This window comes from Periweissella ghanensis, assembly GCF_918814755.1.
Taxonomy (GTDB): domain Bacteria; phylum Bacillota; class Bacilli; order Lactobacillales; family Lactobacillaceae; genus Periweissella; species Periweissella ghanensis.
The window spans coordinates 43,357-69,150 of the sequence record NZ_CAKKNT010000009.1; the positions used below are offsets into that span (position 1 = coordinate 43,357).

General features: G+C 39.4%; 28 protein-coding genes and 1 other RNA gene. 4 read left to right on the forward strand and 25 right to left on the reverse strand.

The window, feature by feature from the left end:
* Window positions 1–58: 58 nt before the first annotated feature.
* The 13 genes from LQZ76_RS04430 to LQZ76_RS04490 form a co-directional block, all read right to left on the reverse strand.
* Window positions 59–1,249: an acetate/propionate family kinase gene (locus LQZ76_RS04430; RefSeq protein WP_230098561.1), complete on the reverse strand. Its 1,191-nt coding sequence runs from the start codon at window positions 1,247–1,249 to the stop codon at window positions 59–61.
* Between the two features lie 29 nt (window positions 1,250–1,278).
* Window positions 1,279–2,232, reverse strand: a complete 954-nt coding sequence (locus LQZ76_RS04435) for a class I SAM-dependent methyltransferase (protein ID WP_230098562.1) — start codon at window positions 2,230–2,232, stop codon at window positions 1,279–1,281.
* 85 nt (window positions 2,233–2,317) lie between these two features.
* Window positions 2,318–2,653 carry a hypothetical protein gene (locus LQZ76_RS04440; protein WP_230098563.1) on the reverse strand — a complete coding sequence of 112 codons (336 nt, stop codon included), beginning with the start codon at window positions 2,651–2,653 and terminating at the stop codon, window positions 2,318–2,320.
* Window positions 2,616–3,092 (reverse strand): competence type IV pilus minor pilin ComGF, encoded by a 477-nt coding sequence (locus tag LQZ76_RS04445; RefSeq protein ID WP_230098564.1) that lies wholly within the window; start codon window positions 3,090–3,092, stop codon window positions 2,616–2,618. Before LQZ76_RS04445 ends, LQZ76_RS04440 begins: the two co-directional genes overlap by 38 nt.
* The gene (locus LQZ76_RS04450) at window positions 3,040–3,258 is read right to left on the reverse strand and encodes a hypothetical protein (RefSeq protein WP_230098565.1); all 219 of its coding nucleotides are present in this window, start codon (window positions 3,256–3,258) and stop codon (window positions 3,040–3,042) included. Before LQZ76_RS04450 ends, LQZ76_RS04445 begins: the two co-directional genes overlap by 53 nt.
* Window positions 3,224–3,637: a hypothetical protein gene (locus tag LQZ76_RS04455; RefSeq protein WP_230098566.1), complete on the reverse strand. Its 414-nt coding sequence runs from the start codon at window positions 3,635–3,637 to the stop codon at window positions 3,224–3,226. The genes LQZ76_RS04450 and LQZ76_RS04455 overlap by 35 nt, the downstream gene beginning before the upstream one ends.
* Window positions 3,638–3,668: 31 nt before the next feature.
* A complete protein-coding gene (gene comGC / locus LQZ76_RS04460) occupies window positions 3,669–4,001 on the reverse strand; it encodes a competence type IV pilus major pilin ComGC (RefSeq protein ID WP_230098567.1) in 333 nt (110 codons plus the stop codon).
* Window positions 3,998–5,002: a type II secretion system F family protein gene (locus LQZ76_RS04465; RefSeq protein WP_230098568.1), complete on the reverse strand. Its 1,005-nt coding sequence runs from the start codon at window positions 5,000–5,002 to the stop codon at window positions 3,998–4,000. The genes comGC and LQZ76_RS04465 overlap by 4 nt, the downstream gene beginning before the upstream one ends.
* Window positions 4,974–5,948, reverse strand: a complete 975-nt coding sequence (gene comGA, locus LQZ76_RS04470; protein WP_230098569.1) for a competence type IV pilus ATPase ComGA — start codon at window positions 5,946–5,948, stop codon at window positions 4,974–4,976. Before comGA ends, LQZ76_RS04465 begins: the two co-directional genes overlap by 29 nt.
* 115 nt (window positions 5,949–6,063) lie before the next feature.
* The gene (locus tag LQZ76_RS04475) at window positions 6,064–7,203 is read right to left on the reverse strand and encodes a THUMP domain-containing class I SAM-dependent RNA methyltransferase (RefSeq protein WP_230098570.1); all 1,140 of its coding nucleotides are present in this window, start codon (window positions 7,201–7,203) and stop codon (window positions 6,064–6,066) included.
* Window positions 7,204–7,288: 85 nt separating this feature from the next.
* Window positions 7,289–7,665: RNase P RNA component class B (gene rnpB, locus LQZ76_RS04480), an RNA gene on the reverse strand.
* 28 nt (window positions 7,666–7,693) lie between these two features.
* Window positions 7,694–8,047, reverse strand: coding sequence for a cell division regulator GpsB (gene gpsB, locus LQZ76_RS04485; RefSeq protein ID WP_168722050.1), 354 nt, complete (start codon window positions 8,045–8,047; stop codon window positions 7,694–7,696).
* A 70-nt stretch (window positions 8,048–8,117) separates the two neighbouring features.
* A complete protein-coding gene (locus LQZ76_RS04490; protein WP_230098571.1) occupies window positions 8,118–8,681 on the reverse strand; it encodes an SLOG family protein in 564 nt (187 codons plus the stop codon).
* Between the two features lie 120 nt (window positions 8,682–8,801).
* On the opposite strand from LQZ76_RS04490, the gene recU reads away from it, so the two are divergent.
* Window positions 8,802–9,416, forward strand: coding sequence for a Holliday junction resolvase RecU (gene recU / locus LQZ76_RS04495; protein WP_230098572.1), 615 nt, complete (start codon window positions 8,802–8,804; stop codon window positions 9,414–9,416).
* A 40-nt stretch (window positions 9,417–9,456) separates the two neighbouring features.
* Window positions 9,457–11,766: a PBP1A family penicillin-binding protein gene (locus LQZ76_RS04500; RefSeq protein ID WP_230098573.1), complete on the forward strand. Its 2,310-nt coding sequence runs from the start codon at window positions 9,457–9,459 to the stop codon at window positions 11,764–11,766.
* A gap of 45 nt (window positions 11,767–11,811) precedes the next feature.
* On the opposite strand, the gene LQZ76_RS04505 is transcribed toward LQZ76_RS04500, so the two are convergent.
* From LQZ76_RS04505 to rnz, 3 genes are read right to left on the reverse strand one after another with little or no spacing between them, the layout of a single operon-like run.
* Complete coding sequence (locus LQZ76_RS04505; RefSeq protein WP_230098574.1) at window positions 11,812–12,336, reverse strand: adenine phosphoribosyltransferase; 525 nt, start codon at window positions 12,334–12,336, stop codon at window positions 11,812–11,814.
* Between the two features lie 40 nt (window positions 12,337–12,376).
* Complete coding sequence (gene recJ / locus LQZ76_RS04510) at window positions 12,377–14,680, reverse strand: single-stranded-DNA-specific exonuclease RecJ (RefSeq protein WP_230098575.1); 2,304 nt, start codon at window positions 14,678–14,680, stop codon at window positions 12,377–12,379.
* Between the two features lie 15 nt (window positions 14,681–14,695).
* On the reverse strand, window positions 14,696–15,631 hold the full coding sequence (rnz, locus tag LQZ76_RS04515; RefSeq protein WP_230098576.1) for a ribonuclease Z: 936 nt from the start codon (window positions 15,629–15,631) through the stop codon (window positions 14,696–14,698).
* Window positions 15,632–15,757: 126 nt separating this feature from the next.
* Between rnz and LQZ76_RS04520 the strand changes: the two genes are divergently transcribed.
* A complete protein-coding gene (locus LQZ76_RS04520) occupies window positions 15,758–16,051 on the forward strand; it encodes a hypothetical protein (RefSeq protein WP_230098577.1) in 294 nt (97 codons plus the stop codon).
* A gap of 66 nt (window positions 16,052–16,117) precedes the next feature.
* Here LQZ76_RS04520 and LQZ76_RS04525 read toward each other — a convergent pair whose 3' ends face one another.
* The 9 genes from LQZ76_RS04525 to LQZ76_RS04565 all read right to left on the reverse strand — a co-directional run bounded on the left by LQZ76_RS04525 (window position 16,118) and on the right by LQZ76_RS04565 (window position 25,421).
* Entirely contained in the window at window positions 16,118–17,302 is a 1,185-nt protein-coding gene (locus tag LQZ76_RS04525) for a cell division protein FtsQ/DivIB (RefSeq protein WP_230098578.1), read from the reverse strand.
* 20 nt (window positions 17,303–17,322) lie between these two features.
* Window positions 17,323–18,432: an undecaprenyldiphospho-muramoylpentapeptide beta-N-acetylglucosaminyltransferase gene (murG, locus tag LQZ76_RS04530; RefSeq protein ID WP_230098579.1), complete on the reverse strand. Its 1,110-nt coding sequence runs from the start codon at window positions 18,430–18,432 to the stop codon at window positions 17,323–17,325.
* Window position 18,433: 1 nt separating this feature from the next.
* Complete coding sequence (murD, locus tag LQZ76_RS04535) at window positions 18,434–19,804, reverse strand: UDP-N-acetylmuramoyl-L-alanine--D-glutamate ligase (protein ID WP_230098580.1); 1,371 nt, start codon at window positions 19,802–19,804, stop codon at window positions 18,434–18,436.
* A gap of 82 nt (window positions 19,805–19,886) precedes the next feature.
* On the reverse strand, window positions 19,887–20,849 hold the full coding sequence (gene mraY / locus LQZ76_RS04540) for a phospho-N-acetylmuramoyl-pentapeptide-transferase (protein WP_230098581.1): 963 nt from the start codon (window positions 20,847–20,849) through the stop codon (window positions 19,887–19,889).
* A 42-nt stretch (window positions 20,850–20,891) separates the two neighbouring features.
* Window positions 20,892–22,976, reverse strand: a complete 2,085-nt coding sequence (locus LQZ76_RS04545; protein WP_230098582.1) for a penicillin-binding transpeptidase domain-containing protein — start codon at window positions 22,974–22,976, stop codon at window positions 20,892–20,894.
* A 65-nt stretch (window positions 22,977–23,041) separates the two neighbouring features.
* Window positions 23,042–23,407, reverse strand: a complete 366-nt coding sequence (gene ftsL / locus LQZ76_RS04550) for a cell division protein FtsL (RefSeq protein WP_230098583.1) — start codon at window positions 23,405–23,407, stop codon at window positions 23,042–23,044.
* 12 nt (window positions 23,408–23,419) lie between these two features.
* Complete coding sequence (gene rsmH, locus LQZ76_RS04555; protein WP_230098584.1) at window positions 23,420–24,367, reverse strand: 16S rRNA (cytosine(1402)-N(4))-methyltransferase RsmH; 948 nt, start codon at window positions 24,365–24,367, stop codon at window positions 23,420–23,422.
* Between the two features lie 18 nt (window positions 24,368–24,385).
* The gene (mraZ, locus tag LQZ76_RS04560; RefSeq protein ID WP_230098585.1) at window positions 24,386–24,817 is read right to left on the reverse strand and encodes a division/cell wall cluster transcriptional repressor MraZ; all 432 of its coding nucleotides are present in this window, start codon (window positions 24,815–24,817) and stop codon (window positions 24,386–24,388) included.
* 241 nt (window positions 24,818–25,058) lie between these two features.
* Complete coding sequence (locus LQZ76_RS04565) at window positions 25,059–25,421, reverse strand: DUF3397 family protein (RefSeq protein ID WP_230098586.1); 363 nt, start codon at window positions 25,419–25,421, stop codon at window positions 25,059–25,061.
* Between the two features lie 120 nt (window positions 25,422–25,541).
* Here LQZ76_RS04565 and LQZ76_RS10020 point away from each other — a divergent pair, with 120 nt between their 5' ends.
* Window positions 25,542–25,664 carry a DUF4044 domain-containing protein gene (locus LQZ76_RS10020; RefSeq protein WP_284706014.1) on the forward strand — a complete coding sequence of 41 codons (123 nt, stop codon included), beginning with the start codon at window positions 25,542–25,544 and terminating at the stop codon, window positions 25,662–25,664.
* Window positions 25,665–25,794: the final 130 nt, after the last annotated feature.

Below are 25,794 nucleotides of genomic sequence, written 5' to 3' on the forward strand. Positions count from 1 at the left end.
TTCTCATTTTATCATATTTAGTCACAAAAAAAGCATGCAATTATGCATGCTTTTTTAATTATTTGTTTTTAAGTGCTTCAACGTCACGAGCAATCATTAATTCTTCGTTAGTAGGAATCAAGAATGCTTTAACAGTTGAGTCGTCAGTTGAAATTTCACGTTCAACACCACGGACGTTGTTCTTTTCAGCGTCAATCGCCACGTTGAAGAAGGCCAAGCGTTCAGTAATTGCTTCACGCACGTTAGCTGCGTTTTCACCGATACCGGCAGTAAAGGTAATCGCATCAACGCCACCCATTTCAGCAATGTATTGACCAACATATTTAACAACACTATTAATAAACATATCGATTGCTAAAGCAGCGTGGTCGTTAGTATCAACAACGTCTTCTAAATCACGCATATCTGATGAAATTGTTGAAACTCCAAGTAAACCTGATTTAGAGTTAAGGATTTTCAACATTTCTTCATTTGATAAGCCTTCGTGTTCTTGGATGTAGTAAACCAATGATGGATCAACATCCCCTGAACGAGTAGCCATTGTAACCCCAGCAAGTGGTGTGAAGCCCATTGAAGTATCAAATGACTTACCGTCTTTAACGGCTGTAATTGAAGCACCGGCACCAAGGTGTAAAGTGATAATCTTCAAATCTTCAAGTGGTTTACCCATCAAAGCAGCTGTCCGTTCGGCAACGTAACGGTGTGAAGTACCGTGAGCACCATACTTACGAGCACCGTAACGTGTGTAGTATTGGTATGGTAAGGCGTATAAGTAGTTAACCTTTGGCATTGTTTGGTGGAATGCAGTATCAAAGACCGCAACAGAAACGGCGTTTGGTAAAAGCTTCTTGAAAACACGAATTCCCATGGCGTTAGCTGGGTTGTGTAATGGTGCATAATCTGCTAAACGATCAATTTTTGACAATACTTCATCATCAACAACAACTGAATGGTTAAACCATTCCCCACCGGCAACGACCCGGTGACCAACACCAGTGATGTCTTCGAAGTCTGCAATAATATTTAAGTCCAAAAGTGCATCCAAAATCTTTTTGATTGCAACTTCGTGATCTTCAATATCTTCAACTGTTTCAAACTTTTGACCGTCACCATATTTAACAGTTACGATTGAATCGTTTAAACCAATTCGTTCCACTTGTCCTTTTGCGATAACTTCTTCAGCAGGCATTTCAAGTAATTGAAATTTTAAAGATGATGAACCTGCGTTTACTGCCATTGTTTTTGCCATTTTTACGGCTCCTTTTATTTTGTGATAATTTATAACGTAGTAATCCATTGATCAAGTTCAATGAAAAACTGCGGTAATGCCTCTTTTGATTTCAAAGCGGGGACTTGCGCCAACAAAACTTGTTCTACTTGTTGGGCATGACCACCATGCCGTTGCACAATTAACAGTGCTTTAGCTGCTTTTTCATTTTTAAATGTTGATGGGGCAAACTTAATAATCCCTTGGACATAAACTGCTTGTGTAAGCGCGCCTAAGAAATCAACTGTGGTCGTCGTTTCTAAGATATTACTTGGCACGACATACACTGCGACCCCCGCCGGTTTTAAAGCTTGGTTTGCCGCACTGATAATTTGATTATCAGCACCAACCGTTTCAAGATGATGCACAACGGGAATATCAGCAACGACAAAATCAGCTGCTGGTAATTCAACTTCCCGAGCATCCCCTTCAATTAAGTTACCATTGATGTGTTGTAAATCAAAGCTAATGCCAGTTAAGGCTAACAAGGTATCATCAATTTCTACCCCGGTTACATTACCTAACTGATTATTTGCTTTTAAATAATTAGCAACCATTGCCAATAAATTCCCGATCCCAACAGTTGGGTCGAGTATATCAACTTTAACACCTGGTTTAACCATTTTAGCAACGATATACGCCACTAAAGTCGCAATTGAATCTGGTGTTTGATGGTGCGTAGCCTGAATATTATCGACTTGTACAGCTCGTAGATAAGCTAACCCAATCCCACGCCGAATCTCATCATCACTATACTTTGCTAAATTTATGCCATTGAGTAAAGTTTTTAACCGTGTTGCAACATTCGCCGATGGCTGATCATTTTCAACTTGGATGTTTTTTTGTAAAACATCTTCACAAATTTCAATTAACGCTTCAAGATATGAGCTATCTAAATCTTCTGCCAATAATTGGCTGGCTTGATCAAGTACTCGATATAATTCTTCAACTTGTGCTTGCTCCAATTACGCACCTCCTATCTTTATTAATTTTAATTGACTTAAACTTAATTGTTACATTCGATATTTTACCACATAAAAGCCCTACAATCTATGCTTCTAGTCGTTGTGGTAGAATAAATTTTCGTTCAATTGGCTCACGATTATTAATTATAAAAATTATCGTATCATTATCAACTTGTATATCCATACCTTGCAGTCTAAATTCGCGTTGGTGATTACCCGCTAATCTTTGGATGAAAATTTCATTCTCAGCAATTTTTAGTTTGTAACTCAGCGTAATTTGTTGATATAGGTCGATTTGTTTTTGATAATTATACCCTTGCCACAACTGCATACCACCAATCAGGACTAAAACGACCACTAAAATTCCCAATGCAAAGCCTGGACTATGTCGCTTTTTTTGTAATTGCCAAGTAAGCTTCATTCGTTCCTCCATCGATATACTCAACCGCCATCCAAATACGGTGCCCGCGTTTTTCAAATTGAACTTTTTTAACGTGATATACAATTGGCATATAGCCCCCAGCTACCCCACTCAAATATAAGGTGTGCGTGGATTTAGTTAACTTCAATAGATATTCTTTGGGTTCTGGTGAACTAGCATCCAGCTTACGCATTAATTTTAGCGTATGGCCATCATCTACAATTTCAACCCATTTAAACGATTGGTCGGATTCTTCTAAGGCTGAAATCATATTTTGCCACGTTAAATTCACGGGGGTAACTAAGACTGGCTGGGCTTTTAAATTTGGAAGTGCAAACTGTAAGATGGTCATAATGATACTAACCAATATTAAACCAACACAAGCCTCAATTAGGGTGAAGGCTGGTTGGTGATTGTAAGGCCGCTTGTAATTTTTCATCACTCCGCTCTTTTTCTATCCGTAATTGATGTAATTTTTGTTCCTGTTGCTTGATTTGTTGCGTCATTTGGCCTTGATTGGTGAGATACCAGGTAATTGTGGTTGCAATGATAATTACCGTGATCATGGCTTCAATTGCGATATAAGCTTGTCGGTATTGGTTCAAATTTAAACGCCCCCCATTCTAAACCAAAGATTAAGCGATATTCTTTGGCGCTACCATTTTCAATAACCCCAAATGCCACATTTTCCATTTGCGAATCATATTTTTTAAAAACGATTCGTGCTGGGTTGATATTAGTAACTTGAATATCTTTAGGATAGTTAATTATTTTTTGATGCGTTTTATTATCAGTAATCTCTAGCGATTTTCTTTTAAAATAAAATGTTATTCGTTCATCACTAAACTTGACCCGGCTTTGGGTTTGGCGAATTTCTAAATCTAACGTTTGCCAAAACTTGGCCTGTTCATTTTGTGTATTTTTAGGTTGACCCCAAAAACTAAAGAAACCCATGCTAGCAACAATGATTAAGACAACCGTCATTTCTAATAATGTTATTGCCGGCCTTTGCATACTATTTGGTTGGTCCAGTAACATGATTATTATCATCAATCACAATTTTAGCGTTATTGGCTTGCTTTTGCTGCTCACTAGTTAAATAGTTTTCCCGTACTAAATCAGCTATGGTAACGGCTTTTGAACCGTTTTCGGTTAAATATAAATCAACTTGGGTTTGAACCATTTTGACCATTGCAATTGTTTGGCGAGCATTTGCGCTGTCACGAATCTTACTAACATTTGGAATAACTAGTAATAACAATAACCCAATGATTAATAAAACCACCGTCATCTCGAGTAAGGTAAACGCTCGTGAGCGCTTCACTTGTAAATACATGTTTGTCTTCATTTAAGTTCTCCTATCATTTGATACATCGGTAGTAACATGGCGGCATACATACTCACAATCCCAATGGCAATTCCAATAAACATCACCGGTTGAATTGCTGCCAATAGGCGTTCATAGCGTTTAACTAAGGTTTCAAAACTAATTTTGCTGTATGCTAGCAAATCCTTGCCAACCTCAACGTTGGTCTTGCCACGGACAAAAAACAACGCAAATTCATGCGAGATATATGGTAGTTTACCAATAAAAGTTGCCAAATTAGCACCTGCGTTACTGTGTTGCTGAATCTCGTGCCCTATATGATGCAAAATTGATTTTTCGGGTAATTTTACAAACAATTGACTCATTTCCTGATACGAATGGCCGGCTTGTAAAAGTAATGCAAACGTAAAGCTAACTTGATAGTTTAGCTGTTCTTTAACTAGCTGCTTAACCACTGGTATTTTCAGTAAAAATATTATTTTTTGCGGCGTTGTTAAATGTTGATACCACCAATATAAGCTAATACTACCGATTATTAAGCCAATAAATGCCAGCTTAAGCCCCGGCAGATTGCCACTTGGTAAAATTTGCATGGCCGTTTGGTTTAAGCGCAATAGTTGTTCAATAAAGTAAAACCGTAAAAAGAGACCCATCGCAATTAATAAGGCGATTAATACTACTGGATATTGCATTAGTTGGCGTAATTTACGTTGCTGGGTGAATCTTTGTTGCAAATTACGGGCAATCACCGTAATTGTCATGGGTAATGATCCATGCGCCTCTGCAAGTTCAATTTGCCAACTTATTTCAGCCTCGACAAACGGCTTGATACTGTTGGCAAAACTTTGGCCATTTTGCATCGTATGTTGCATCGCTAAGACCGGCGCTTTAAATTTAGTATCTTCTAACTGCGCCATGAATGATAACGCCGTTTGTAATTGAAAACCAGCATGTAAAAGTGCCGTTATTAACTCAAAGAAACTCACTTGGTCTTTAAGAGCCAATCGTTTTAAATTCTTCATAGGTTGCCGTTGTAATTTTATTAATCGCCAAGGCATAGGCCAATGCTTCATTCCATTCATCCCCGTTACTTTCCCAGATTTTTGAACCACTAAGTTGTGCTTGTAAGGCGTGTAATTGCTTTTTGGTATTTGGAATTAACCGTTGATAAGTTACTGAACGTAAGCTTGCTTGTAAATAAGCTTGTTTAACCCCCATTTCTAACAGGCGGGTAGTAACCTCACTAGCCGCCAAGGCATGAATTGTTGTTAGCACGGTATGACCACTTAACGCTGCATGAACTGTCGCTTGGGCCGTTTGCGTATCCCGAATCTCTCCGATTACAAAAACATCCGGCCGATGCCTTAGCCCACTTTTTATCAAATTGGTATACGTCATATCAGCGGTATTGTTCACTTGTAACTGAATAAAATTGGCATTGTTGATTTCGACTGGATCCTCAATCGTTAAAACAATTTTATTTTGTTGGGCTAGTTTCTGTGCGACCCCATAAATCGTTGTGGTTTTGCCACTTCCCATTGGTCCGGCTAAAATATGCAAACCCGGTTGGGTCGTTATTGCGATTAACTGTTGTAATTGATCATCAAAAATAAAGCGTGGTTGTACGGTATGGTTATCATAAATCAAGCGGCAGACTAATGTTTCCCGTTGGTGATAATCCCCCACCGTTGAAATGCGAAAATTAATTGTCGCAAAATCGGGTAATGTAAATTGACCCGTTTGGGGCCGCCGTTGCTCAGTAATATCCAAATTTGCCAAATATTTTAAATATGTGATTACTTGGGGACCTAATGCCGGGGGAATGGCAATGGCTGGTAAAATTTTAACCGGAGTTCGGACTAATAGTTGATATTGACCGGTAGCTGTTGGTAATAAATACAAATCACTAACTTGCTGAGCTAAATGTTCCGTGACGACTTGTTTAAAAAATTGTTGCACAATACTCATACTTAACCTCCTTAGCAATTTTTAATACACAACAAAGTACGCGGTGCCCCTAAAAATGGTCAAAAAAAAGACCCAGAAAATTTCTGAGTCTGCATTTAATATTTAATTTAAAGCCTTAGTTACGTTCTTTTTTACCCCAGTATTGGAAGAAATCTGTCCGCAAGGCCCCATTGTAAAGTTTACGTTTCTTAGTTGCCCGTTCACCGTAGAACTTTTCAAATTCTAAATCACTTGTCAAAATATACTTACTCCAAGTTTGCATTGGTCGGTATACTTGACCCATTTCTTTGTAAAGTTGGTGGACAGCATCACTATCAAGCAACCGTTCCCCATATGGTGGGTTGGCAACTAAAATTCCGTTTTTCTTATCAGTATGCCAATCCTTGGCAGCTAATTGTTTGAAAGTAATGTCTTGGGCTAACCCAGCTTCAAGGGCGTTGGATTTGGCAATTGCAATCATATTTTCATCAATATCATAACCAGTAATATCAAGTTCAATATCGTAATTGGCTGCTTCATCAGCTTCCGCCCGTAAATCTTCACTAATTTGTTTATCAACCCAATCCCATTTTTCAATCGCAAAATCACGGTTAAATCCAGGCGCAATATTACGCGCAATTAAGGCCGCTTCAATCGGAATCGTTCCTGAACCACATACGGGATCAACAAACGGTTGGTCAGGATACCAGTGGGCTAAGGTTACTAACGCCGCTGCCATGTTTTCTTTTAATGGCGCGCCCCCTTTTTCCGTCCGGTAACCACGTTTAAAGAGGGAATCCCCCGTTGTATCAAGCGTAATCATGACGTGATCTTTGTTAATCATCACTTCTAATTGGAATAATGAACCTGATTCCGGTAGCATTGTCCGCACGTGATATTCTTCTGACAACTGACTAGCAATCGCTTTTTTAACAATCGCTTGGGCCGTTGGTACACTGTGTAAAACGGAATTGCGTGAACGTCCTTGCACAGGGAATTCAGCATCGAATGGTAATAATTCATCCCATTTAAAAGCTTTAGTTTGTTCAAACAACTCATCAAACGTTACCGCATCAAATTCAGTAACGACAATTTTAATCCGATCAGCCGTCCGTAACCACAAATTAGTGCGAATAATATCTTTGACGGTTCCTTCAAAGCGCACCCGACCATTTTCAACTTCAACATCATATCCTAAATCACGCAATTCTTTACCGACAAGTGCTTCAATCCCAGCCGCTGCCGTTGCCATTAACTTAAATTTTTTATCACTCATTTATTTACATTCCTATTTGATTTATTTGATAAATCTATTTTACCACAAAAAAAAGCCCGCCGAAGCGAGCTGCATGGATGTGAATTTCTGTAAGCCACGTTATGTTCTCACTTAACTTCATGCATAATTAAGCAAGTAGTAATCATCTATCTTCTAGTAGTTAAAAACTACTAACACGACCATCGTTTCAATTCACTAGGCCGAGCTCCCCTACCATATGTTTGGGTTTCCCGCTTGAGGGGTTTACCGCGTTCCACCTGATTCGTTTCCAAATCAGCATCGTCACTGTGGCACTTTCAGAAATACTCGGGCATAGCCGAAGCCTTAGCCGTTTTTTCCGCCGTCACCTTAAAAGGTGCCCCGGTTTATTTTTTCGCCGAGCACAAACACTACAGGCATCGCAGCCTGTGCGAGCATGGACTTTCCTCACATAAGATAACTTATGCGCGATTACTAGAAATTCACACGGTAGAAATAATTATAGCACAAACTAAATCAAATGAGAACCACTGTTTTGTTGTTCATCAACTTGAGCGCCAAAAACGCGGCGTTCCAAGTTACTCAATCGTTTGAGAATATCCATGTTAGTTGTTCCAGTTGCTTGTGGTGTCACAGTTTTTTGTGAGCCGGCCACGGCCAACTGTTTATTTAATTCTTCAATTTGTGAACGTAACCGACGATTTTCGTCTTCAAGTTCATTTTGAATCTTGTTGAATGTATCGTAGTCCTTAATAATTTCATCCAAAAAAGTATCAACGTCTGTAGGATCAAAGCCGCCACCCATACGTTTTGGCTTAAATTCCTTTCGTACAATATCTTGTGGAGTTAATCGTAAATTTTCCATTAATCTCATTAATCCTCCGTCTTTAGTTCTAGTTCATGTTAGCAAATTTTAGGCAAAAATGCTATTGATATTAATAATTCTTATCACTTTCTTGCTCCTCACCATATGCAAAGGCATATTCTTGCAAATCATCAAAAGATACACTCTGCCATGGATAATTCTGGCTATTTTGCTGATTGGTGATGACAAAATAATCATACTTAGTTTTACCTTCAAATTCAGGATCATAAATTAACAACGCTGCATCCGTATGGGTGAGCATAAATGATTGATAGCCTTTTAGTTGGCTCGGATTTTGGTATTCTTGGGCCGAGACGCTCGCATAATAATCAACTTGTGTTTTTAATTGGGCTAATTGGGCTTGCTTTTCTTCTTGCCAATTTTTTTCAACGTTTAAATATGGTGCCATCATAGCAACTTGGACGGCATAATCGGCTTTGAGTTCATTCACCACCTCAATCGTCCACTGTTCAATACCAAGTTGCGGTCCAGTAATAATCCAATCTACCCCTTGCTCGAATTGATTGATTAATTCACGCTTTAAAGCGTATTTAATGACTGCTACTTTCAGATCATCATTTTTAAAAACCCCTAATTCATACGCCCGATACCCAGTTACCCATAACCTTGTCATAATTTGCCTCCACGTTCTAACTTCTTTAATATTTAATTATGGCACATTGACATTTAACATGTCAGTCATAATTTTGGTATAATAGTTGGGGTATAGGTACAATTAGAAATGGGGCGAACAATGATTAAGTATCCTAATGGGAACACCTTTTTGGCACATAAAAATCCGAGCGCTACTATCAAAGCAACACCCACGATTAGTCACAGTAAACGTGGAATGACGCTTGAAGAAGCGATTAATGCCGCCAATACCTTTTATCTCGATCGTCAAATTGCGGTTATCCACAAAAAGCCAACCCCAATTAATATTGTCAACGTTGCTTATCCTAAACGAGCAGCCGCCAAAATTAATGAGGCCTACTTTGCCCAAGCATCGACGACCGACTATAATGGTATTTATCGTGGTTTTTATATCGATTTTGATGCTAAGGAAACCCAAAATAAGACCGCCATTCCACTGGCTAATTTCCATGAACACCAAATTAAACATCTCGATGCTATTATTAAACAAAATGGAATTGGCTTTGTAATCATCAAGTTTGCGGTGTACAATGAATCTTTCGTATTACCTGCGACTGACGTGATTACTTTTTGGCAGCAAAGTCAAAATGGCGGTCGCAAGTCAATTCCGTATCAATATATTAAAGAACACGGATTTATTATTTCTGCAGGGTTAATTCCTGAATTACCCTATCTCAAAGCGGTAGACGCGTTAATTGCACAGCAACTCAATTAAGCTACCATGCTTATCTAACTAAGACTTAGGAGCAAAATATATGTCGGAACAACAAACACAATCACGGATGGCTAATAAAAAACCAGCTGTTCGAAAAACCAAGCAGCCCAATAAAAAGCGGCGGCCATTAGCAGTCTGGGAAAAGATTTTAATTTCTTTATTCGCCTTGCTAAATGTCGGTTTAGTATCAGGAACCTTACTATTTTTCTACTATGTAAGTTCGGCACCAACGATTACCCAAGCAAAACTATCTTCAAGTAATTCCACGGAATTTTTAGACGCCAGTGGTCATGTTATTTGGTCAATGGGGTCACAAAAGCGTGACTATGCATCGGCCAGCCAAATTCCTGATCAACTTAAAGAATCAGTTGTGGCCATTGAAGACCGGCGCTTCTACCAACATGGTGGGATTGATGTCCGGCGAATTGCCGGGGCCACGTTTGCTAACTTAGCGGGTTCATCACTTGGTTTGCAGGGCGGTTCAACTTTAACCCAACAATTGGTTAAGTTATCTGTCTTCTCAACAGCAGCTTCTGATCGGACCATTAAGCGAAAAGCCCAAGAAGCTTGGTTAGCAATGCAAGTTTCAAAACGGTATTCTAAAAACCAAATTTTAACGTTCTACATCAATAAAGTTTACATGGGTGAAGGTGTCTACGGGATGAAGACGGCGGCACGCTACTATTTTGGCAAGCAACTCAACCAACTTTCAATCCCACAATATGCGTTACTTGCTGGGATGCCACAATCACCCGTGCGTTACGATCCATATGTTAATCCCGTCCTTGCAAAAGAACGACGCGACACGGTTTTAGATGCTTTAGTAACTAGTAATAAATTAACGGCTAGTCAAGCACAACAATTTAAACAAGTGCCGGTTACTGAAGGGCTTTTGAAAAAGCACCCAACGATTGGTGGTGCTACCCAACCAGCAACCCAACAAATTGTTGACGCATATGCCCAATCGGTTTTAGCTGAATTAACTAAAATGGGTTACAAACCCGAAACCGACGGCCTTAAAGTGTACACGTACTTAAACCTTGATTTACAAAAACAAGCTTATAATGTGGTTAACACTAATGATTACGTGAATTTTCCAAACGCCAATCTACAAGTTGGTTTAACGATGACTGATCCCAATAACGGGCATGTGGTCGCCCAAATTGGTGGTCGCCAACAAACAGCGGCCCTTGGTTTAAATCGGGCTACCCAAACTAATCGTTCAGCTGGTTCAACCGTTAAGCCATTTTTAGATTATGGTCCTGCGATTGAATACTTAAACTGGCCAACTTACCGGACAGTTGTTGATAAAAAGTACTTCTACCCTGGTACTAACACGCAAGTCCACGATTTTGAACCAACCTATGCCGGTCCAATGACGGTGCGGAATGCGTTAGCCGAATCTCGTAACGTACCAGCTGTGCAAACCTTGCAAACTGTTGGAACAAGTCGTGCTAAATCATTCATCAAGCGCTTTGGTTTAAACAATCCCCTTTATGCTTCTTCAGCTTTAGGGATTGATATTTCAACCCTTCAAGAAGCTGGGATCTATGGGTCATTTAGTACCGAAGGAATTTACCACACACCAGAATTTATTGAAAAAATTGTCACCCAAGATGGTAAGACCGTTGATGTATCTTCATCTTCTAAGCGTGTTATGCAACCATCAACGGCATACATGTTAACTGATATGCTTAAATCAGTCATGACCGCACAAAACGGAACTGGTCAGTTAGCTCATATCCCAGGAACTTTTGAAGCTGGGAAAACTGGGACAGTTGGTTATTCTGATGATGTTGATGTGCCAGCCGGAGCGGTTTCTGACCGTTGGTTTACCGGTTATAACCGTAATTTTGTGCTTTCCGTTTGGACTGGTTATGATCAACCAAACCAACCTGGGAACTACATTACACCGGGGTATATGTCTAACATCCCACTGTATATTTATAAAGCCATCATGGGTTATGCTATGCAAGATATTACGTCCGAAGATTGGTCAAAACCTGATAATGTGCAAGTAATTAATCGTGGTGGCCAACGTGAACTACAAATTGCAGATGCATCATTTAGTGATAGTAGTACACCAGTTGTCCCATCAAGTACTTTTAGTTCAAGTTCTTCAACCATTTCAAGTTCTGATTCAAGTAGTTTAAGTTCTTCTAGTTCGATTTCTAGTTCAAGCTCAAGTTCTTCAAGCTCAAGTTCTTCAACTTCAAGCTCAGAAAGTTCAATTTCTAGTTCAAGCTCAAGTAGTATTGAACCAGCTAGTTCAAGTTCATCACAAGCAAGCTCAGAACCAGAAAAACAACCTTCAAATCAGCCCAATAATAATTCAACATCAAATAAATAACCAAATAAAAAAACCGATTCTAACGAATCGGTTTTTTTATTTATTTTAGTAGTGCATTAATGAGTAGATATCGTAATTTGCTAACTTATCGCGACCGTGTAAATCATCAAGTTCAATTAAGAAAGCAATCCCAACAACAATCCCACCAAGTTGTTCAATTAACTTAACGGTGGCTTCAATCGTGCCACCCGTTGCTAAGAGGTCATCAGTAATTAAGACCCGTTGGCCAGGTTTAATTGCATCAGCGTGTAATTCTAAGGTATTTACGCCGCCATATTCTAATTCATAGTCTTGACGGACCGTTTCACGGGGTAATTTACCAGCTTTACGGGCTGGGACAAAACCAATCCCTAATTCATATGCAACTGGTCCACCGACGATAAAACCGCGTGATTCTGGTCCAACTACAACATCAATCCCCCCACGGGCTTTAGTGTACGCAACAAATTCCTTAGTTGCCGCAGCATAAGCTTCTCCATCGGCCATGAGCGGTGTCACATCACGGAAAATAATTCCAGGTTCTGGAAAATCAGGAATTGCTGCAATATACTTTTTAAAATCAAATGTCATTTTTCTACCTCATTTATAACATCAGTTACGCATGGTTATCTCATTGTGACACTAATTGTGCTAATGTCTTCGTTAACTCACTTGTTTTACTGTAAATTAATTGTTTTTCAATCGCTTGTTTGGTAATCCACCCTTGGTAACTTGGTGCTGACGTTAAATCAGCATGGGCTGGATTTGGCAGCGAATTTAAAACACCGTTTTCTATTCTAACAAATCCCAATTCAAAAAACACGGTTATCATCAAACTTAATTGATTTTCGCCAATTTGTAAAAATTTAGCTAGTTTGGATAACTCTGCGCGTATCGGTAGATTAGCATGTCCTAAAATATATTTGTACAATTTACCAAAATCAGCTTTTGTGGGTAATGCTTCTAAATACACATGTTGGGCAGTATAAAAAATAACTCGTAATTCTTTATACTGATACCCTTTTAATAATTCCAAGTCTGCTAAATTTTTAGGTAAATCAACGAGGATTGTCGAAACATTATCAACTAATTGATCGCCATTCGTTAATGCCACTGCCGTGCTTTCAGCATTAATATATGGTAACAATTGTTGCATAACTTTGGGATTAAAGAAAACGTACTGCCCAGGGGCTTTAAAAATATCTGGGCGGAGTTTATTAGTCCGTTGATCAATAATCGCTAAGCCCCCTTGTTGGAGATCTTTGACCATCAATTGTAAACTTGTTTGCCCTTGCCATGTGTTTTCTGACAATGTTGCAACCACATTTAACGGCGCTTTATCGATTAACAAACCCGCTCCAAGTTCACCTTTCCCAAACGCCAAAGCGGCTAATTTAGTATCATTGGCCGCTAAATTAAATTTGAGGTGCGTTTTATCGGCCCCAATTTGCTTAATATCCGTAACCATTCCGGTAATTTCAAAGTATGGTTGCTCGTTACCATTCCCAAAGGGGGCTAATTTTTGCACGGCCGCATATAATTGCTCGTTAACCGCCTCAAAAGGAATTTTTTCGGCAATAATTAATGGGGCTTTCATCCCTAATTGGACATCTTGTGCATCAGCAGCCTGTTCAAAGGCGGTTTTTAAGGCCGCTAGATTAGCCGTTGGTAATGATAATCCTGCAGCCCCAGCATGCCCACCAAATGAAGTAAACAAATCTTCATGGGGGGCTAAAGCTTGATATAAATCAAAATCCGCAATACTGCGAGCGGAACCCTTTAATTTCCCATCTGCTTGCGTCAAAATAATTGTTGGCCGATGAGTTAATTCAACAACTTGACTAGCCACAATCCCCAAAACACCTTCATGCCAACCATCCCCAGCTAGAATAATGGTTTTTTGGTTTGCTAAATCCAAGGCCGCAAGTTGGGCTTTGGCTTCCGTGACAATATCGGCCACAATTTGTTTGCGCGTATCATTGAGTTGATTAACTTTTTGCGCTAAATCACTTGCCCGTTCTGGGTCCTGTGTGACTAATAATTCAACCCCAATTTTAGCCGATTCCAAGCGGCCAATCGCATTTAGCCGTGGTGTAATCCCAAATGCGACTTGTTCGGCACTCACCTCATGCAGCCCAACCCCCGCGAGCTCCATCAAGGCTTGTAAACCCGGTCGTGTGGTTTGCGCCAGCATTTTGAGCCCATACGCAACCAACACGCGATTTTCGCCCGTTAATGGTACTAAATCCGCAATTTCACCTAAAGCGACTAAATCCATCATTTCTTGAGGAATTTCTTCAAGTAATGCCGTGGCCACTTTAAAGGCCACCCCGACACCTGATAAATGTTTATATGGATAAGCACTTTCCGGATGTTGGGGGTGAATAATTGCATAGGCCGCCGGTAATTCCTGGGGAATTTCGTGGTGATCCGTTACAATGACATCAACACCTTGTTCATTAGCAAAATCAATCGCAGTGTGACCAGCAACCCCATTATCAACCGTGATAATCAGTTGGGTTCCTTGTTGAATTAAACGTTCATAAACGGCTTTGTTGGGACCATAACCGTCAGTAAAACGATTGGGCACATAAAAATCAACATCGGCATCAAGCATCATCAATGTTTCATACATAATCGCAGTACTAGTAATCCCATCAGTATCATAATCACCATAAATGGTAATATGTTCACCATTCATTAAGGCTTCATTGATGCGATCAATGACCCGTTCCATATCAAAAAGCATAAATGGATCGTTAATTTCGTCGGGCGAAGGATTTAAAAAGGCCTCAATTGCCGTTGCTGATGTTAACCCACGTTGTTTTAATAGTTGAATCATTACAACGGGTAATCCCAATGAATCCGCCAATTGTTGATCGGCTTGTGTAGTTTCATCTGCCAATACTTGCCATTCATAATGTGAATCAATCATCGCTATTCTCCTTCGTTACTTTTTAATTGGAATCTCAATTTCTTCAAAGTCACTAACTACATGGGCGCCAGCAAAAATTTCACGTGCTTGTTTTTCTAATTCAAAGGCTAATTTACCAGCATAGCGCGCGGAAATATGCGTCAATAATAATTTCCCAACCCCCGCTTCGAGTGCAACATCGACGGCTTGTAAATTAGTTGAATGATAGTGATTACGTGCCATCCGGGCTTCACCTTTCCCATACGTACTTTCATGGACTAATATATCGGCCCCTTGGGCAAGCTTAATGGCATTTGCATTTTTACGAGTATCACCAAGAATCGTAACAATCCGCCCTTTTTTAGCTTCCCCTAGATAAGCTGTCCCATCAATTACACGGCCATCAGGTAATGTAACCGTCTTACCAGCTTTCAACTGGCCATATAATGGGCCCGCAGGAATTTTATCAGCTTGTAATTTAGCAACTAATAATTCACGGGGGTGATCTTTTTCAATAATCCGATAGCCATATGAATGGACGTTGTGGTCTAAAAGTTCCGTTTCAACTTTAAACGTCGCATCTTCAAATAACAGGCCTGGTTTAGTAATTTCAACAAATTCCAAGGGGTAAGTTAAATGTGATTCTGAAACCATGAGACTCGTTTTAACAAATTTTTCAATCCCTTTTGGTCCATAGATAGTTAATGGTTCTGAGGCATCACTGCCTTGAAACGACCGTGAACTTAAAAATCCTGGTAACCCAAAAATATGATCACCATGTAAGTGGGTAATAAAAATTTTTTCTACTTTACGTGGGCGAATGTTCGTCCGTAAAATTTGATGTTGAGTCCCTTCACCAACATCAAAAAGCCACACGGCATTACGTTCATCAAGCATTTTTAGTGCAATTGATGTCACGTTTCTAAATTTAGCTGGCTGCCCGGCCCCAGTACCTAAAAATTCTAATTGCATATTTTATTCCCTATTTTTTTATTTATGTTTCGTCGATAATTTAGTAATTAACCAATTACCGCTTTAAAAGTTACCTTTAAAATTGTATCATATTAACTAAATTAATTGGATGGAGCACCTAAAAAAATGCGTTTGTATGATTTTATTAATTCAACGGCTGGCATTAATCAAACTAGTCAATTATTCATTAACCACGCTAAAAATGTCCAACCCATCACACAATTAACCATCACTAATGATGCGCTAATTTGTGAAACCGTTGTAAATCAACCGCCATTAACCCTTCACCAATTTATTCAAAAAACGCAAGCACTACCCATTAATTATCGCATTACCTTTCAAAATAAGCTAACAACTACCTCAATTAACGTTTGGGGGTATCGCATCATTCACGAAAAGCACCAACTTGTCCTCCATTAATATTGCTAATTAATGAAAGAACCGATTGATTTAAGGTCCCATCAATCGGTTCTTTTTTATTTGTGTTTAATTATCATTCGTACTGCTACTTGCATTAGCAGCTGAACTAGCATCCGCAGCTTGTTTTTTAGCCTCGGCTTGCTTTTTAGCTAATTCTTTCTTAGCTTTGGCTTGTTGCTTTTTGGCCTCGGCGGCCGCTTTGTTGAGTTTAATTTGTTCATATGAGTATGAAAATGCCCCAACTTGTAAATCAACAATTCCCGGCTGCGCCATTTGCGCCGCAATTGATGGATAGTAGGCCATTTTATCGGCAAAAGTCGCAATCGTGGCGTTAACTTGGTTACCATCGTTCATATACAAAATAATCCGTTGCGGATCACCTTTGGTTGGTGAAAAACGAATTTCCGAAACCGCCCCCCGAATCGGTGTATCAAGAGTTGCAAATTTATTAATCGTCGCATTGAACAAGGTTTTATTTTTAAAACCTTCATAAATTGGCAAACCTAGATTACTCGTTGTTAATGGTTGATCAAGGATTTTACCACCTTCAAGGACTAAATAATATTTATGATTACGTAAGATGTACCCGACGCGGGTAGCTTCATCAACGTTAATTTGCAGCCGTGTCGGACTGGTCACTTGCACGGTGACATTTTTAATTTGGTTATTACTTGCCAGTGCCCGTTTTTCAAGCGTTTGTTCGTGTAATAAAATCCCAAAAATCGAGCGATGAACTTTAATACCCGTCGCAGCAACAACTTGCTTAGGCGTTAAATTCTGGGTACCAGTAACGCTAATTTGTTGCACCATACTACTTGGACTAATCACCCAATAGAAGAAACTTAAACTGATTAAAATCCCCAAAATTGTTAGCCAGGCTTGTTTCGTCTGGCGTTGTAAATTTCGCACTCGGACCATTGCTAATAATTGGGCTAACGCTGTTTGGAGCTTACTCGGCCCTTTAGGGGTCTCAAATACCGGTTCTTCTTCACTCAATTCATCTGAATTGGGTTTAACAGCCACAAACTGAAATTGATCATCGGCAACTGGTGATTTGGTAAATTTAACCGTTGCCGTAATATCTTCTTCGTCCGTTGATGGTTTAGTATCCGGCATAGTTTTTTTCTTATCCCGTTTAAAAAATAAATCTTCGGCAATTTGACTATATTTATTTTCTTTACTAGCTTCATCAATTTGGAGAATATCCCATGGTGATGGTTCTTGGCTATTATTTTCTGGCTTGTCTCCCATGAGTATCCTCCAATGCTAATTTATTTTTGATGGTCGGCAATTGCTTTACGCAATAAGTTAACTAATTGGTCACCAGCATCTGGAATCCCTAATTGTTTAGATGCTCGTTCCATTTCTAAGCGTTTGACATCATCGTTCATCAAGTCATCAACTACTCGTAATAAACTTGACCCATTCAAATCAGTCTCTGTAATCATTTCTGCGGCCCCAGCTTTAACTAAGCTTTGAGCATTTTTGGTTTGGTGATCAGCGGTCACATACGGACTTGGAATTAAGACCGCGGGAACCCCCAGGGCAGTAATTTCAGCAATACTAGTTGCCCCTGCACGCCCAACAATGGCCGCCACATGTGGTAAGACTTCTGGCATGTTACTAATATATGGTTTAATAACAACATTTTTACCAACCAAGATATGGGCAGCATTAAGTTGTTCTAAGACCCCTTCATAGCGTTTTTGACCAGTAACAAAGACCACTTGGTAATCACGTTGGTTAAACTCCTCAATCGCTTCAATCGTGGCTTGATTAATTTTAAGGGCTCCTTGTGAACCACCAAAAATCAAGACCGTTGGCCGATTGTTTTCTAACCCAAATTCTTGCCATGCAAAATTAGCATGTATTTGGACAACTTCTTGAGCCCGTGGATTTCCAACAAACGTAACCTTGCCGGCTGGGAATTGTGAACGAGCGGCTTCAAAAGCAATCCCAATTTCATCAACCCCACGACTAAGAAATTTATTTGTTAACCCCACAACGGAATTTTGTTCGTGAATAACCGTTGGAATACCCATTCGTTCAGCAGCATATACGACCGCCCCACTAACGTAGCCTCCCATCCCGACTACAACATCCGGTTGAAATTCTTGAATAATTTTTTTGGCCCGCGTCACAGCCTTCATAAATAACAACATTGTTTTAACGTTATCAAATGACAATTTTCGTCGGAACCCTTGAATTTCAAGTTCTTCAAACGGAATCCCACGATTAGGTACAATATTTTTTTCTAAGCCACGTTGACTACCAACATATAAAATTTCGGTAGCGGGATCTTGCATTTTTAATGCATCAATCATTGCTAACGCGGGATAGATATGACCACCAGTTCCACCGGCACTGACAATTAAACGCATGTTAAATCTCCTCTTTGTTAGTTAACTTTTCAACGGCTTGAATAAATAATTCCCCGCGCGTTTCAAAATTAGGGTATTGGTCCCAGCTAGCTGCCGCGGGACTAAGTAAAATAATATCACCCGGTTGACTTAACTCCCAAGCCATTGGTACGGCAGCGGCAATATCTTCGGCAAAAACAATCTTTTCAACTCCTGCGGCTTTAGCACTTTTAGCAAAAATATCCTTCGTTTGACCACTTAAAACCACGGCACGGACATGCTTGCCCAAATCAGCTTCCAAATGTTCATAAGTATCACCACGATCAAGCCCACCAGCTAATAACACCACGGGATTATCAAATCCAGCTAAGGCCATTTGGGTCGCCTCAATATCAGTCGCTTTGGAATCATTATAGAATTTCCGGCCTTCAGCTTCTAAAACAAATTGGGTCCGGTGGCGAACACCTGAAAATGTTTTTAAAATCTCGGCAATCATTTTAGTTGAACGACCATGCAACTTAGCAACTGCAATGGCTGCTAACGCATTTTCCACGTTGTGATCACCTGGAACACCCATTTCATTAGTGTCCATAATGTATTCATCTTGCCAGTACATTTTACCATCTTCAACATATGCCCCGAGTTTTGACTTACCGAGCCGTGAGAATGGAATAATTTGGGCCCGTGAAGATTGCGCTAATAATGCCAATTCTTCATAGTCATAGTTAACCACAAAGAAGTCATCGGCAGTTTGGTTAGCCGTAATTTTCATTTTGGCAGCCACATAATTATCACGCGTCCCATGGTAGTCAAGGTGTGAGGCAAAGATATTCGTTAACACCGCAATATGGGGGTGAAATTCTTTGGTCCCCATTAATTGAAATGATGATGATTCAATTACTAACGTATCATCTGCTGTCATCGTCATCGCCCGCGTTGATGCCGGAATACCAATGTTTCCCGCATATAACGCAACTCCAGCTTCACGTTCATTAGCCAATAACTTAGTTACCAAGGATGTCGTGGTTGTTTTACCGTTTGAACCAGTAATTGCAATTAATTCACCTGAAAATACTTGTCCTGCTAATTCAACTTCACTGATTACCGGCATGTTATTTGCTTGGGCCGCCACAACCACCGGATTAGTGTATGGAATTCCAGGATTCTTAACTAAAATATCAAAACCATTCACTACGGACGCTGACTGATCTTGGGTGAAAGTAACCCCTTTTTCTTTAAGCTTTAAAGCTGATTCATCAACCGTTAAATCTTTTGTATCTGAAACTGTTACAATTGCACCTAATTGTGTTAAGACCTCAGCCGCCGACGCACCAGATTTAGCAAATCCTAAAATTAAAACATGCTTGTTTTGATATTGCGTTATTTTTTCCATTTTTGTTCCCTCAACTCACCAATTCATATCTAATTGCTATTTACTAAATATGTACAACCAGGTAAACCTGGTCAAATAAAAACTATGTTAGGCTGTAACTAATAACACAGCCAATTAAAGTAATAATCCAAAAGACAATGTCAATTTTCCATTCAGACCATCCTGACATCTCAAAATGGTGGTGAATTGGTGACATTTTAAAGATCCGCTTTTTAAAGAAATGGAAACTCGTCACTTGCATGATTACCGAAAGGGTTTCGATAATTGGAATAATCCCAATTAATAGCAAAGCAAATTCTTTGTGTAAAAGTACGGAATTAATTGCTAAGCCGGCTCCTAATGCTAATGAACCGGTATCACCCATAAAAATTTGTGCCGGCTTTTTATTGTACCAAAAGAAGGCTACTAACGCCCCCACAAGCACAAAATCAAAGATGGCGATATCCATTGAACCTGACTTCAACGCCATCAAGCCAAACGTCACATAACTAATGATTGACGTTCCAGCTACGAGCCCATCCAAGCCATCAGTTAAGTTAACGGCGTTTGACCAACCAACCATCCAGAAAATCAGAATTGGTAAGTACACCCAACCAAGGTGGAGCGTCCACCACCAGGTCACAATTTTAAAATCGAAGCCTGTAAACATTAAAATTAAAAATAAAATTACAGCCCCTAAAACTTGTAAACCCGCTTTTTGTTTGGCTGAAAAACCGTCATTTTGATGATGGAAAATTTTAATACGATCATCAAAGGCCCCAATCAAACCGTAACCTAAAAATACTAAAACCGTCACAATAATGGCGGCCGTAAGTTGATGTGCAATTGCTCCGACAAGGATTGTCATCACAACTGCCGTTAAAATAAATAAGATGCCACCCATGGTTGGGGTTCCTGATTTACTCTTATGCCAATTTGGCCCAACTTCCTTAATCATTTGCCCTTCTTTTTTAGCACGGAAATACCCTACTAAAAACGGCATAAAGATAAACGTAATTGCAAACGAGCCAATTAAACCCGCTCCAATTATACCCGTTGGATTCATTCTCAATCTCCCTTATAACTTAACTACTTTCATTTTCTAACTCTACTTCAATTGTACATTAATTGACTGATCATTTTGCACTTCTGTGCCAGGTTTTATTGATTGACTATCAACAAATCCGTTCCCATTAAAATCAACGTTCAAATGCGCAATTGTTGCAAACATTAAAACATCATTTTTACTCCAACCACGCATGTCTGGTATCGTAATGGCGCCACCCGTTTGAATAAAGACCCGTTGGTTGTTTAATTGTTGCGTTTGTGCTGCCGGATATTGCGCTGTCACATTCGTACCAGAGCCAATTACGACTGGCTTAAATTTAACATGTTGCAATTGACTTTGCGCCGCTGCAACATTTAAACCGGTTACGGATGGAATCGTGGCAATTGCCGTTTGCGTTTCATGCGTCGCATCCATCTTCAATGCTTGTTCCATCACTGGAATAAACACTCCCGCCATTAATTTTGTTAATGGGCCTGGAATTTTTTTCGGTTGGTTTAAGGTAATGTACATAATGTACTTAGGCTTGTTAGCCGGTACCATCCCCACCCATGAGTGAATAACATTTTCATCACCGACTGAATAGCCATGCGAAGTCGCAATTTGAGCCGTTCCTGTTTTACCAGCAACGCGGAACCCCGGAATTTTATACGCTGTCCCAGTCCCAAATGGTTGATAGACCACGTTTTGCATTACTTTACGGACTTCAGCAGCCGTTGAGGCTTTAATAGGGCGCCCAATGACCGTCCGTTTACCCCGGAAAATAACTTTTCCAGTATTTGGATCAACAATTTTTGAAATGAAATATGGTTTTAATTCCTGACCATTCCCAGCAACTGACGTAAAGGCTTGTAACATCTGCATTGGTGTAATTCGAATCCCTTGACCAAAAGCCGTATTAGCTTGTTCAATTGGGTATTTAAATTGCATGCCCCCCGCAGATTCATTAGCTAAGCCTGAGTTAGTTGATTCATTGAAATGGAAAGCATTAATATACTTGTGCCATAACGATGGTCCCATCATTTGTTCAACATGCGCCATTGCTACGTTTGATGACATCGCAAATCCTTGGATATAGGGAATCATGCCCCAACCTCGTGGATTCCAGTCCGTCACCTTTTGACCGTTAATTAAATACGTCCCTGATTGATACAATTCGTTGGGATGCCAGTTACCACTATTAATGGCCGCTGCCAATGAAAAGACTTTCATGGTTGATCCTGGTTCAAATGAATTTTCAACCAAGAGGTTTTGCCATAACTTACCAATTCCTTCACGCGTAGTAGCATCAAAAGTTGGTCGTTGTGTCGTGGCCACAATCGCCCCCGTCCGGGCATCAACCACGGTAGCGGTCGCAGAAATTGGTGCCGTTTGGCCATCCAAAGTTGTCATTTCAGATTCCAATAACGTTTGGAGCTTGCTATCTAGTGTTGTGTACACTTGATCACCATTTTTAACTGGATCACCCTTTGCTTTATCATCAATTGTATAACTAGGCGTATTTTTAACTTCTCGAATCCCATTGTGCCCAGCTAAAAGCGTATTTAACTCACGTTCAATCCCCATCGCACCAATCAAAGCAATCACCCCGGTTTTAGGATTAGTTTGGGTTTGGGTAATACCAATTAAATGTGACGCAAAAATCCCGTTTGGATATAAGCGCGCCGGTTGCTTAGTAAATTGAATCCCTGGTAACTTAGCCGCCACAATTTGGTTATGGGTTTCAATCGAAATATTAGCACCGGCATTACCAAATTCGACTTGGAATAAATTAGGATTAGCAGGATTCAAAATTGCTAAAATCTTTTCTTTTGAAAGTGGAATATACTTTGACAGCTCGGCTGCGGTTTTTTCTTTATCAACCACGTGGTTTGGCTTCCCATTTAAGCCAACTTGTTTTTTATCAAGAATTGCATACACCGAATACGTACTCGTATTTTCGGCTAACAACATTCCATTGGCATCATATATATTTCCCCGACGGGCGTTAATAACTTGCGTTTGCATATAAATTTTGCGCGCAGCCGTTGATAAATCATGATCTTTAACTTCTTTAAAACTGGCTACATACAAGAAACGTCCCCCAAGAGTTCCAAAAATAATTAGCACCGTTATTAAAAAAAGCATGCTCGTTACTCGGCTATTATTACGCGTACTATTACTCTTGAGTAATCGCTGCCAGTTTTTATTCATTACTTGCTTACATTCCTTATATTCTGGTTTGAAAGTGATAAGCCATCTTTATTGGCAATTTTTTGTAATCGACTATGACTTGTCAATTCGTTGATTTCTTGTTTTAAATTAGAATTTTTATTGCCTAAGTTATCAACTTGGTTTTGGACAAGTGCTAAATTACGGTTGGCACTACTAACAGCCCCTGATGATGCAACCATCCCAATCAAGCAGCCTAATACAATCAAAATACATACCGCTGCCATTACAATCTCTTGCCCAACCCATTTAGTTTGGCCCATTTTACGTTGCTCAGTGACTAAGTGCAAATAACTTTTTTTCTCTGGTTCAACCTTTGGTAAAGGCCGTGCAGTATTTTGATTCATATGAAACCCCCTCTATTTCTTAATCCGTTCAATCACCCGTAATTTAGCGGAATGTGAACGATGATTGTTTGCTTGTTCAACTTCACCTGGCAAAATTGGCTTACGTGTTACTAATTTAAAGTCTGGTTGTAATTCATCTGGAATAACAGGCAATCCTTGTGGTAAATCAGGAATGGACGTTTTTTCCTTAAACATTGCTTTCACGATTCGATCTTCTAACGGTTGGAAAGTAATCACTGAAATTCGCCCATTGACTTTTAATAAATCAAATGCGGCTTCTAGGGATGCTTCTAGTACCCCTAACTCATCATTAACCGCAATCCGAATCGCTTGGAAAGTCTTTTTAGCTGGGTGACCACCATGGCGGCGAGCCCCCATCGGAATAGCATCTTTAATAATTTCAACCAACTCAAATGTGGTTTCAATCGGTTTTTCGGCACGATTTTTTTCAATCAATCGGGCAATCTGCTTAGCAAATTTTTCATCGCCATACCGCGTTAAGATACGCATTAAGTCATTAAATGGCCATTCATTAACTACTTCACGCGCAGATAATGCTTGTTCTTGGTTCATCCGCATATCCAATGGAGCATCGTAATTGTATGAAAAGCCACGTTGACCATCATCAAATTGGGGTGATGAGACCCCTAAATCATAAACAATTCCATCAATTTCAGTTACCCCTAACGCAGCTAACTCCGTTTGAATGTTTTTAAAGTTTGATTTAACTAATTTAATCTTACCGGCGGCAATTTCCGTCGCTAAATTTGTTTGGTTATATTTAATTGCGGTCTCATCTTGGTCAAATGAGTAAAGGCAACCAGTCGTTAGCTTAGATGCAATTAACTTTGAGTGACCACCACCGCCAAGCGTCCCATCAACATAAATCCCAGTTGGATCAATGGCTAGACCTTCAACGGCTTCGTTTAGTAATACTGTTACGTGATTAAATTCTGTCATATTTTGTCCCATCTCATCTTAAAAATTAAAGTCAACTAAGCCATCAGCAATATCATCAAAGTTTTCAGCTACATCACTTGTATATGCTTGCCAAGTATCGGCAGCCCATATTTCAAAACCCGCTCCTGATCCTGCGATAACAGTGGTTTTAGTAATATTGGCATATTCGCGTAATGTGACTGGTAATACAATGCGCCCTTGCTTATCAAATTCGGCTTCAATTGCACTTGCGAAGACAAAACGTTGAAATTTACGGGCATCTTTATTGGTCATTGGTAGTGCTTTAAGTTTATTTTCAAATATTTCCCATTCATTTAAAGGAAAACCGTATAGTGCATGTTCAAGCCATTTAATTAAAATAAATTTATCGCCTAATTGATTACGAAACTTGGCAGGAATTATTAGGCGACCTTTGTCGTCAACATTATGTGTATATTCACCCATAAACATGTCATAATCCCCGCTTCCAAGTTCATCAAACCAATATTATGCACACTACTCCACAAATAAATTTACCACATTTCCCCACTCTCTACCACAAATCACCCTATTTTTTTATTATAAATTTTAGTAACGCCCCGTTGTTTTTCTAATAACGGGATAATTATTTAATTTTGTCAATATTATAGTTACTTTTATTAAATTTGCACAAAAAAAAGCCTGCCAACACAGACTTCTTAATTCTTTGTATTTATAACTTTAGCAAATTAATAACCAAAAATAATAAATAAACAATCGGTAAGATTAACGTTGAAAAGCGCCAAAAAGTTAGCATATCCTTACGAAAATTAAAAGATTGCGTAATGAAGCCGCGATACATCACAAATGCTAACAATAGTAATAACCAAGTAATCATCAGAAATGGAAAAATTGACCATCCCGTTGTTTGAAAACTTAAAACATGAATATTCAAAACTAATACCGGTGGTAATAAATCCGCGATTTGAAGGTTACGTGGAATAAACCGATAAAAGGTGCGGCGAATAAAGAACAATCCCGTAAATATAATAATTGAGATTCCTAATAATATCGGCCAAGCAATTAATTGTGCCACGTGGGCCACCTCCCGCATAAATTAAAGCTAAGATAAGAATACCTAATCAGTGCCTTCCTTGCAAGATTGAGATTTTCACGGTACAATCACAAGTGAAAATAATTTAAGTGAGTGTGAGTAATGTACGAGAAGAAGAAAAAATCTAGCTTTCAAAAATTCACAATGGTAATGGTTTACTTAATGCTAATTATTACTATTTTAGGGACTGTCTTAGGGGCAGCGAGTGCTCTAGGTGTCTTTTAAATCAATAAAAAAAGCTTGCTGAACTGACCCCCATAAATTGGAGTGATGTTTTAAGCGATTAATTGGATGGCATGATTCTGGAATTCAACCGGACTCATGCCATCCAATTTTTCTTTAATTCGTTTGTTAT

Bases quoted from the DNA above. Each gene is read 5' to 3' on its own strand.
- LQZ76_RS04430 (WP_230098561.1), bottom strand. From the start codon at position 1,249: ATGGCAAAAACAATGGCAGTAAACGCAGGTTCATCATCTTTAAAATTT.
- LQZ76_RS04440 (WP_230098563.1), bottom strand. From the start codon at position 2,653: ATGAAGCTTACTTGGCAATTACAAAAAAAGCGACATAGTCCAGGCTTT.
- LQZ76_RS04445 (WP_230098564.1), bottom strand. From the start codon at position 3,092: ATGAAAAATTACAAGCGGCCTTACAATCACCAACCAGCCTTCACCCTA.
- LQZ76_RS04455 (WP_230098566.1), bottom strand. From the start codon at position 3,637: ATGACGGTTGTCTTAATCATTGTTGCTAGCATGGGTTTCTTTAGTTTT.
- comGC (WP_230098567.1), bottom strand. From the start codon at position 4,001: ATGAAGACAAACATGTATTTACAAGTGAAGCGCTCACGAGCGTTTACC.
- LQZ76_RS04465 (WP_230098568.1), bottom strand. From the start codon at position 5,002: ATGAAGAATTTAAAACGATTGGCTCTTAAAGACCAAGTGAGTTTCTTT.
- comGA (WP_230098569.1), bottom strand. From the start codon at position 5,948: ATGAGTATTGTGCAACAATTTTTTAAACAAGTCGTCACGGAACATTTA.
- LQZ76_RS04475 (WP_230098570.1), bottom strand. From the start codon at position 7,203: ATGAGTGATAAAAAATTTAAGTTAATGGCAACGGCAGCGGCTGGGATT.
- gpsB (WP_168722050.1), bottom strand. From the start codon at position 8,047: ATGGAAAATTTACGATTAACTCCACAAGATATTGTACGAAAGGAATTT.
- LQZ76_RS04490 (WP_230098571.1), bottom strand. From the start codon at position 8,681: ATGACAAGGTTATGGGTAACTGGGTATCGGGCGTATGAATTAGGGGTT.
- recU (WP_230098572.1), top strand. From the start codon at position 8,802: ATGATTAAGTATCCTAATGGGAACACCTTTTTGGCACATAAAAATCCG.
- LQZ76_RS04500 (WP_230098573.1), top strand. From the start codon at position 9,457: ATGTCGGAACAACAAACACAATCACGGATGGCTAATAAAAAACCAGCT.
- LQZ76_RS04505 (WP_230098574.1), bottom strand. From the start codon at position 12,336: ATGACATTTGATTTTAAAAAGTATATTGCAGCAATTCCTGATTTTCCA.
- recJ (WP_230098575.1), bottom strand. From the start codon at position 14,680: ATGATTGATTCACATTATGAATGGCAAGTATTGGCAGATGAAACTACA.
- rnz (WP_230098576.1), bottom strand. From the start codon at position 15,631: ATGCAATTAGAATTTTTAGGTACTGGGGCCGGGCAGCCAGCTAAATTT.
- LQZ76_RS04520 (WP_230098577.1), top strand. From the start codon at position 15,758: ATGCGTTTGTATGATTTTATTAATTCAACGGCTGGCATTAATCAAACT.
- LQZ76_RS04525 (WP_230098578.1), bottom strand. From the start codon at position 17,302: ATGGGAGACAAGCCAGAAAATAATAGCCAAGAACCATCACCATGGGAT.
- murG (WP_230098579.1), bottom strand. From the start codon at position 18,432: ATGCGTTTAATTGTCAGTGCCGGTGGAACTGGTGGTCATATCTATCCC.
- murD (WP_230098580.1), bottom strand. From the start codon at position 19,804: ATGGAAAAAATAACGCAATATCAAAACAAGCATGTTTTAATTTTAGGA.
- mraY (WP_230098581.1), bottom strand. From the start codon at position 20,849: ATGAATCCAACGGGTATAATTGGAGCGGGTTTAATTGGCTCGTTTGCA.
- LQZ76_RS04545 (WP_230098582.1), bottom strand. From the start codon at position 22,976: ATGCTTTTTTTAATAACGGTGCTAATTATTTTTGGAACTCTTGGGGGA.
- ftsL (WP_230098583.1), bottom strand. From the start codon at position 23,407: ATGAATCAAAATACTGCACGGCCTTTACCAAAGGTTGAACCAGAGAAA.
- rsmH (WP_230098584.1), bottom strand. From the start codon at position 24,367: ATGACAGAATTTAATCACGTAACAGTATTACTAAACGAAGCCGTTGAA.
- mraZ (WP_230098585.1), bottom strand. From the start codon at position 24,817: ATGTTTATGGGTGAATATACACATAATGTTGACGACAAAGGTCGCCTA.
- LQZ76_RS10020 (WP_284706014.1), top strand. From the start codon at position 25,542: ATGTACGAGAAGAAGAAAAAATCTAGCTTTCAAAAATTCACAATGGTA.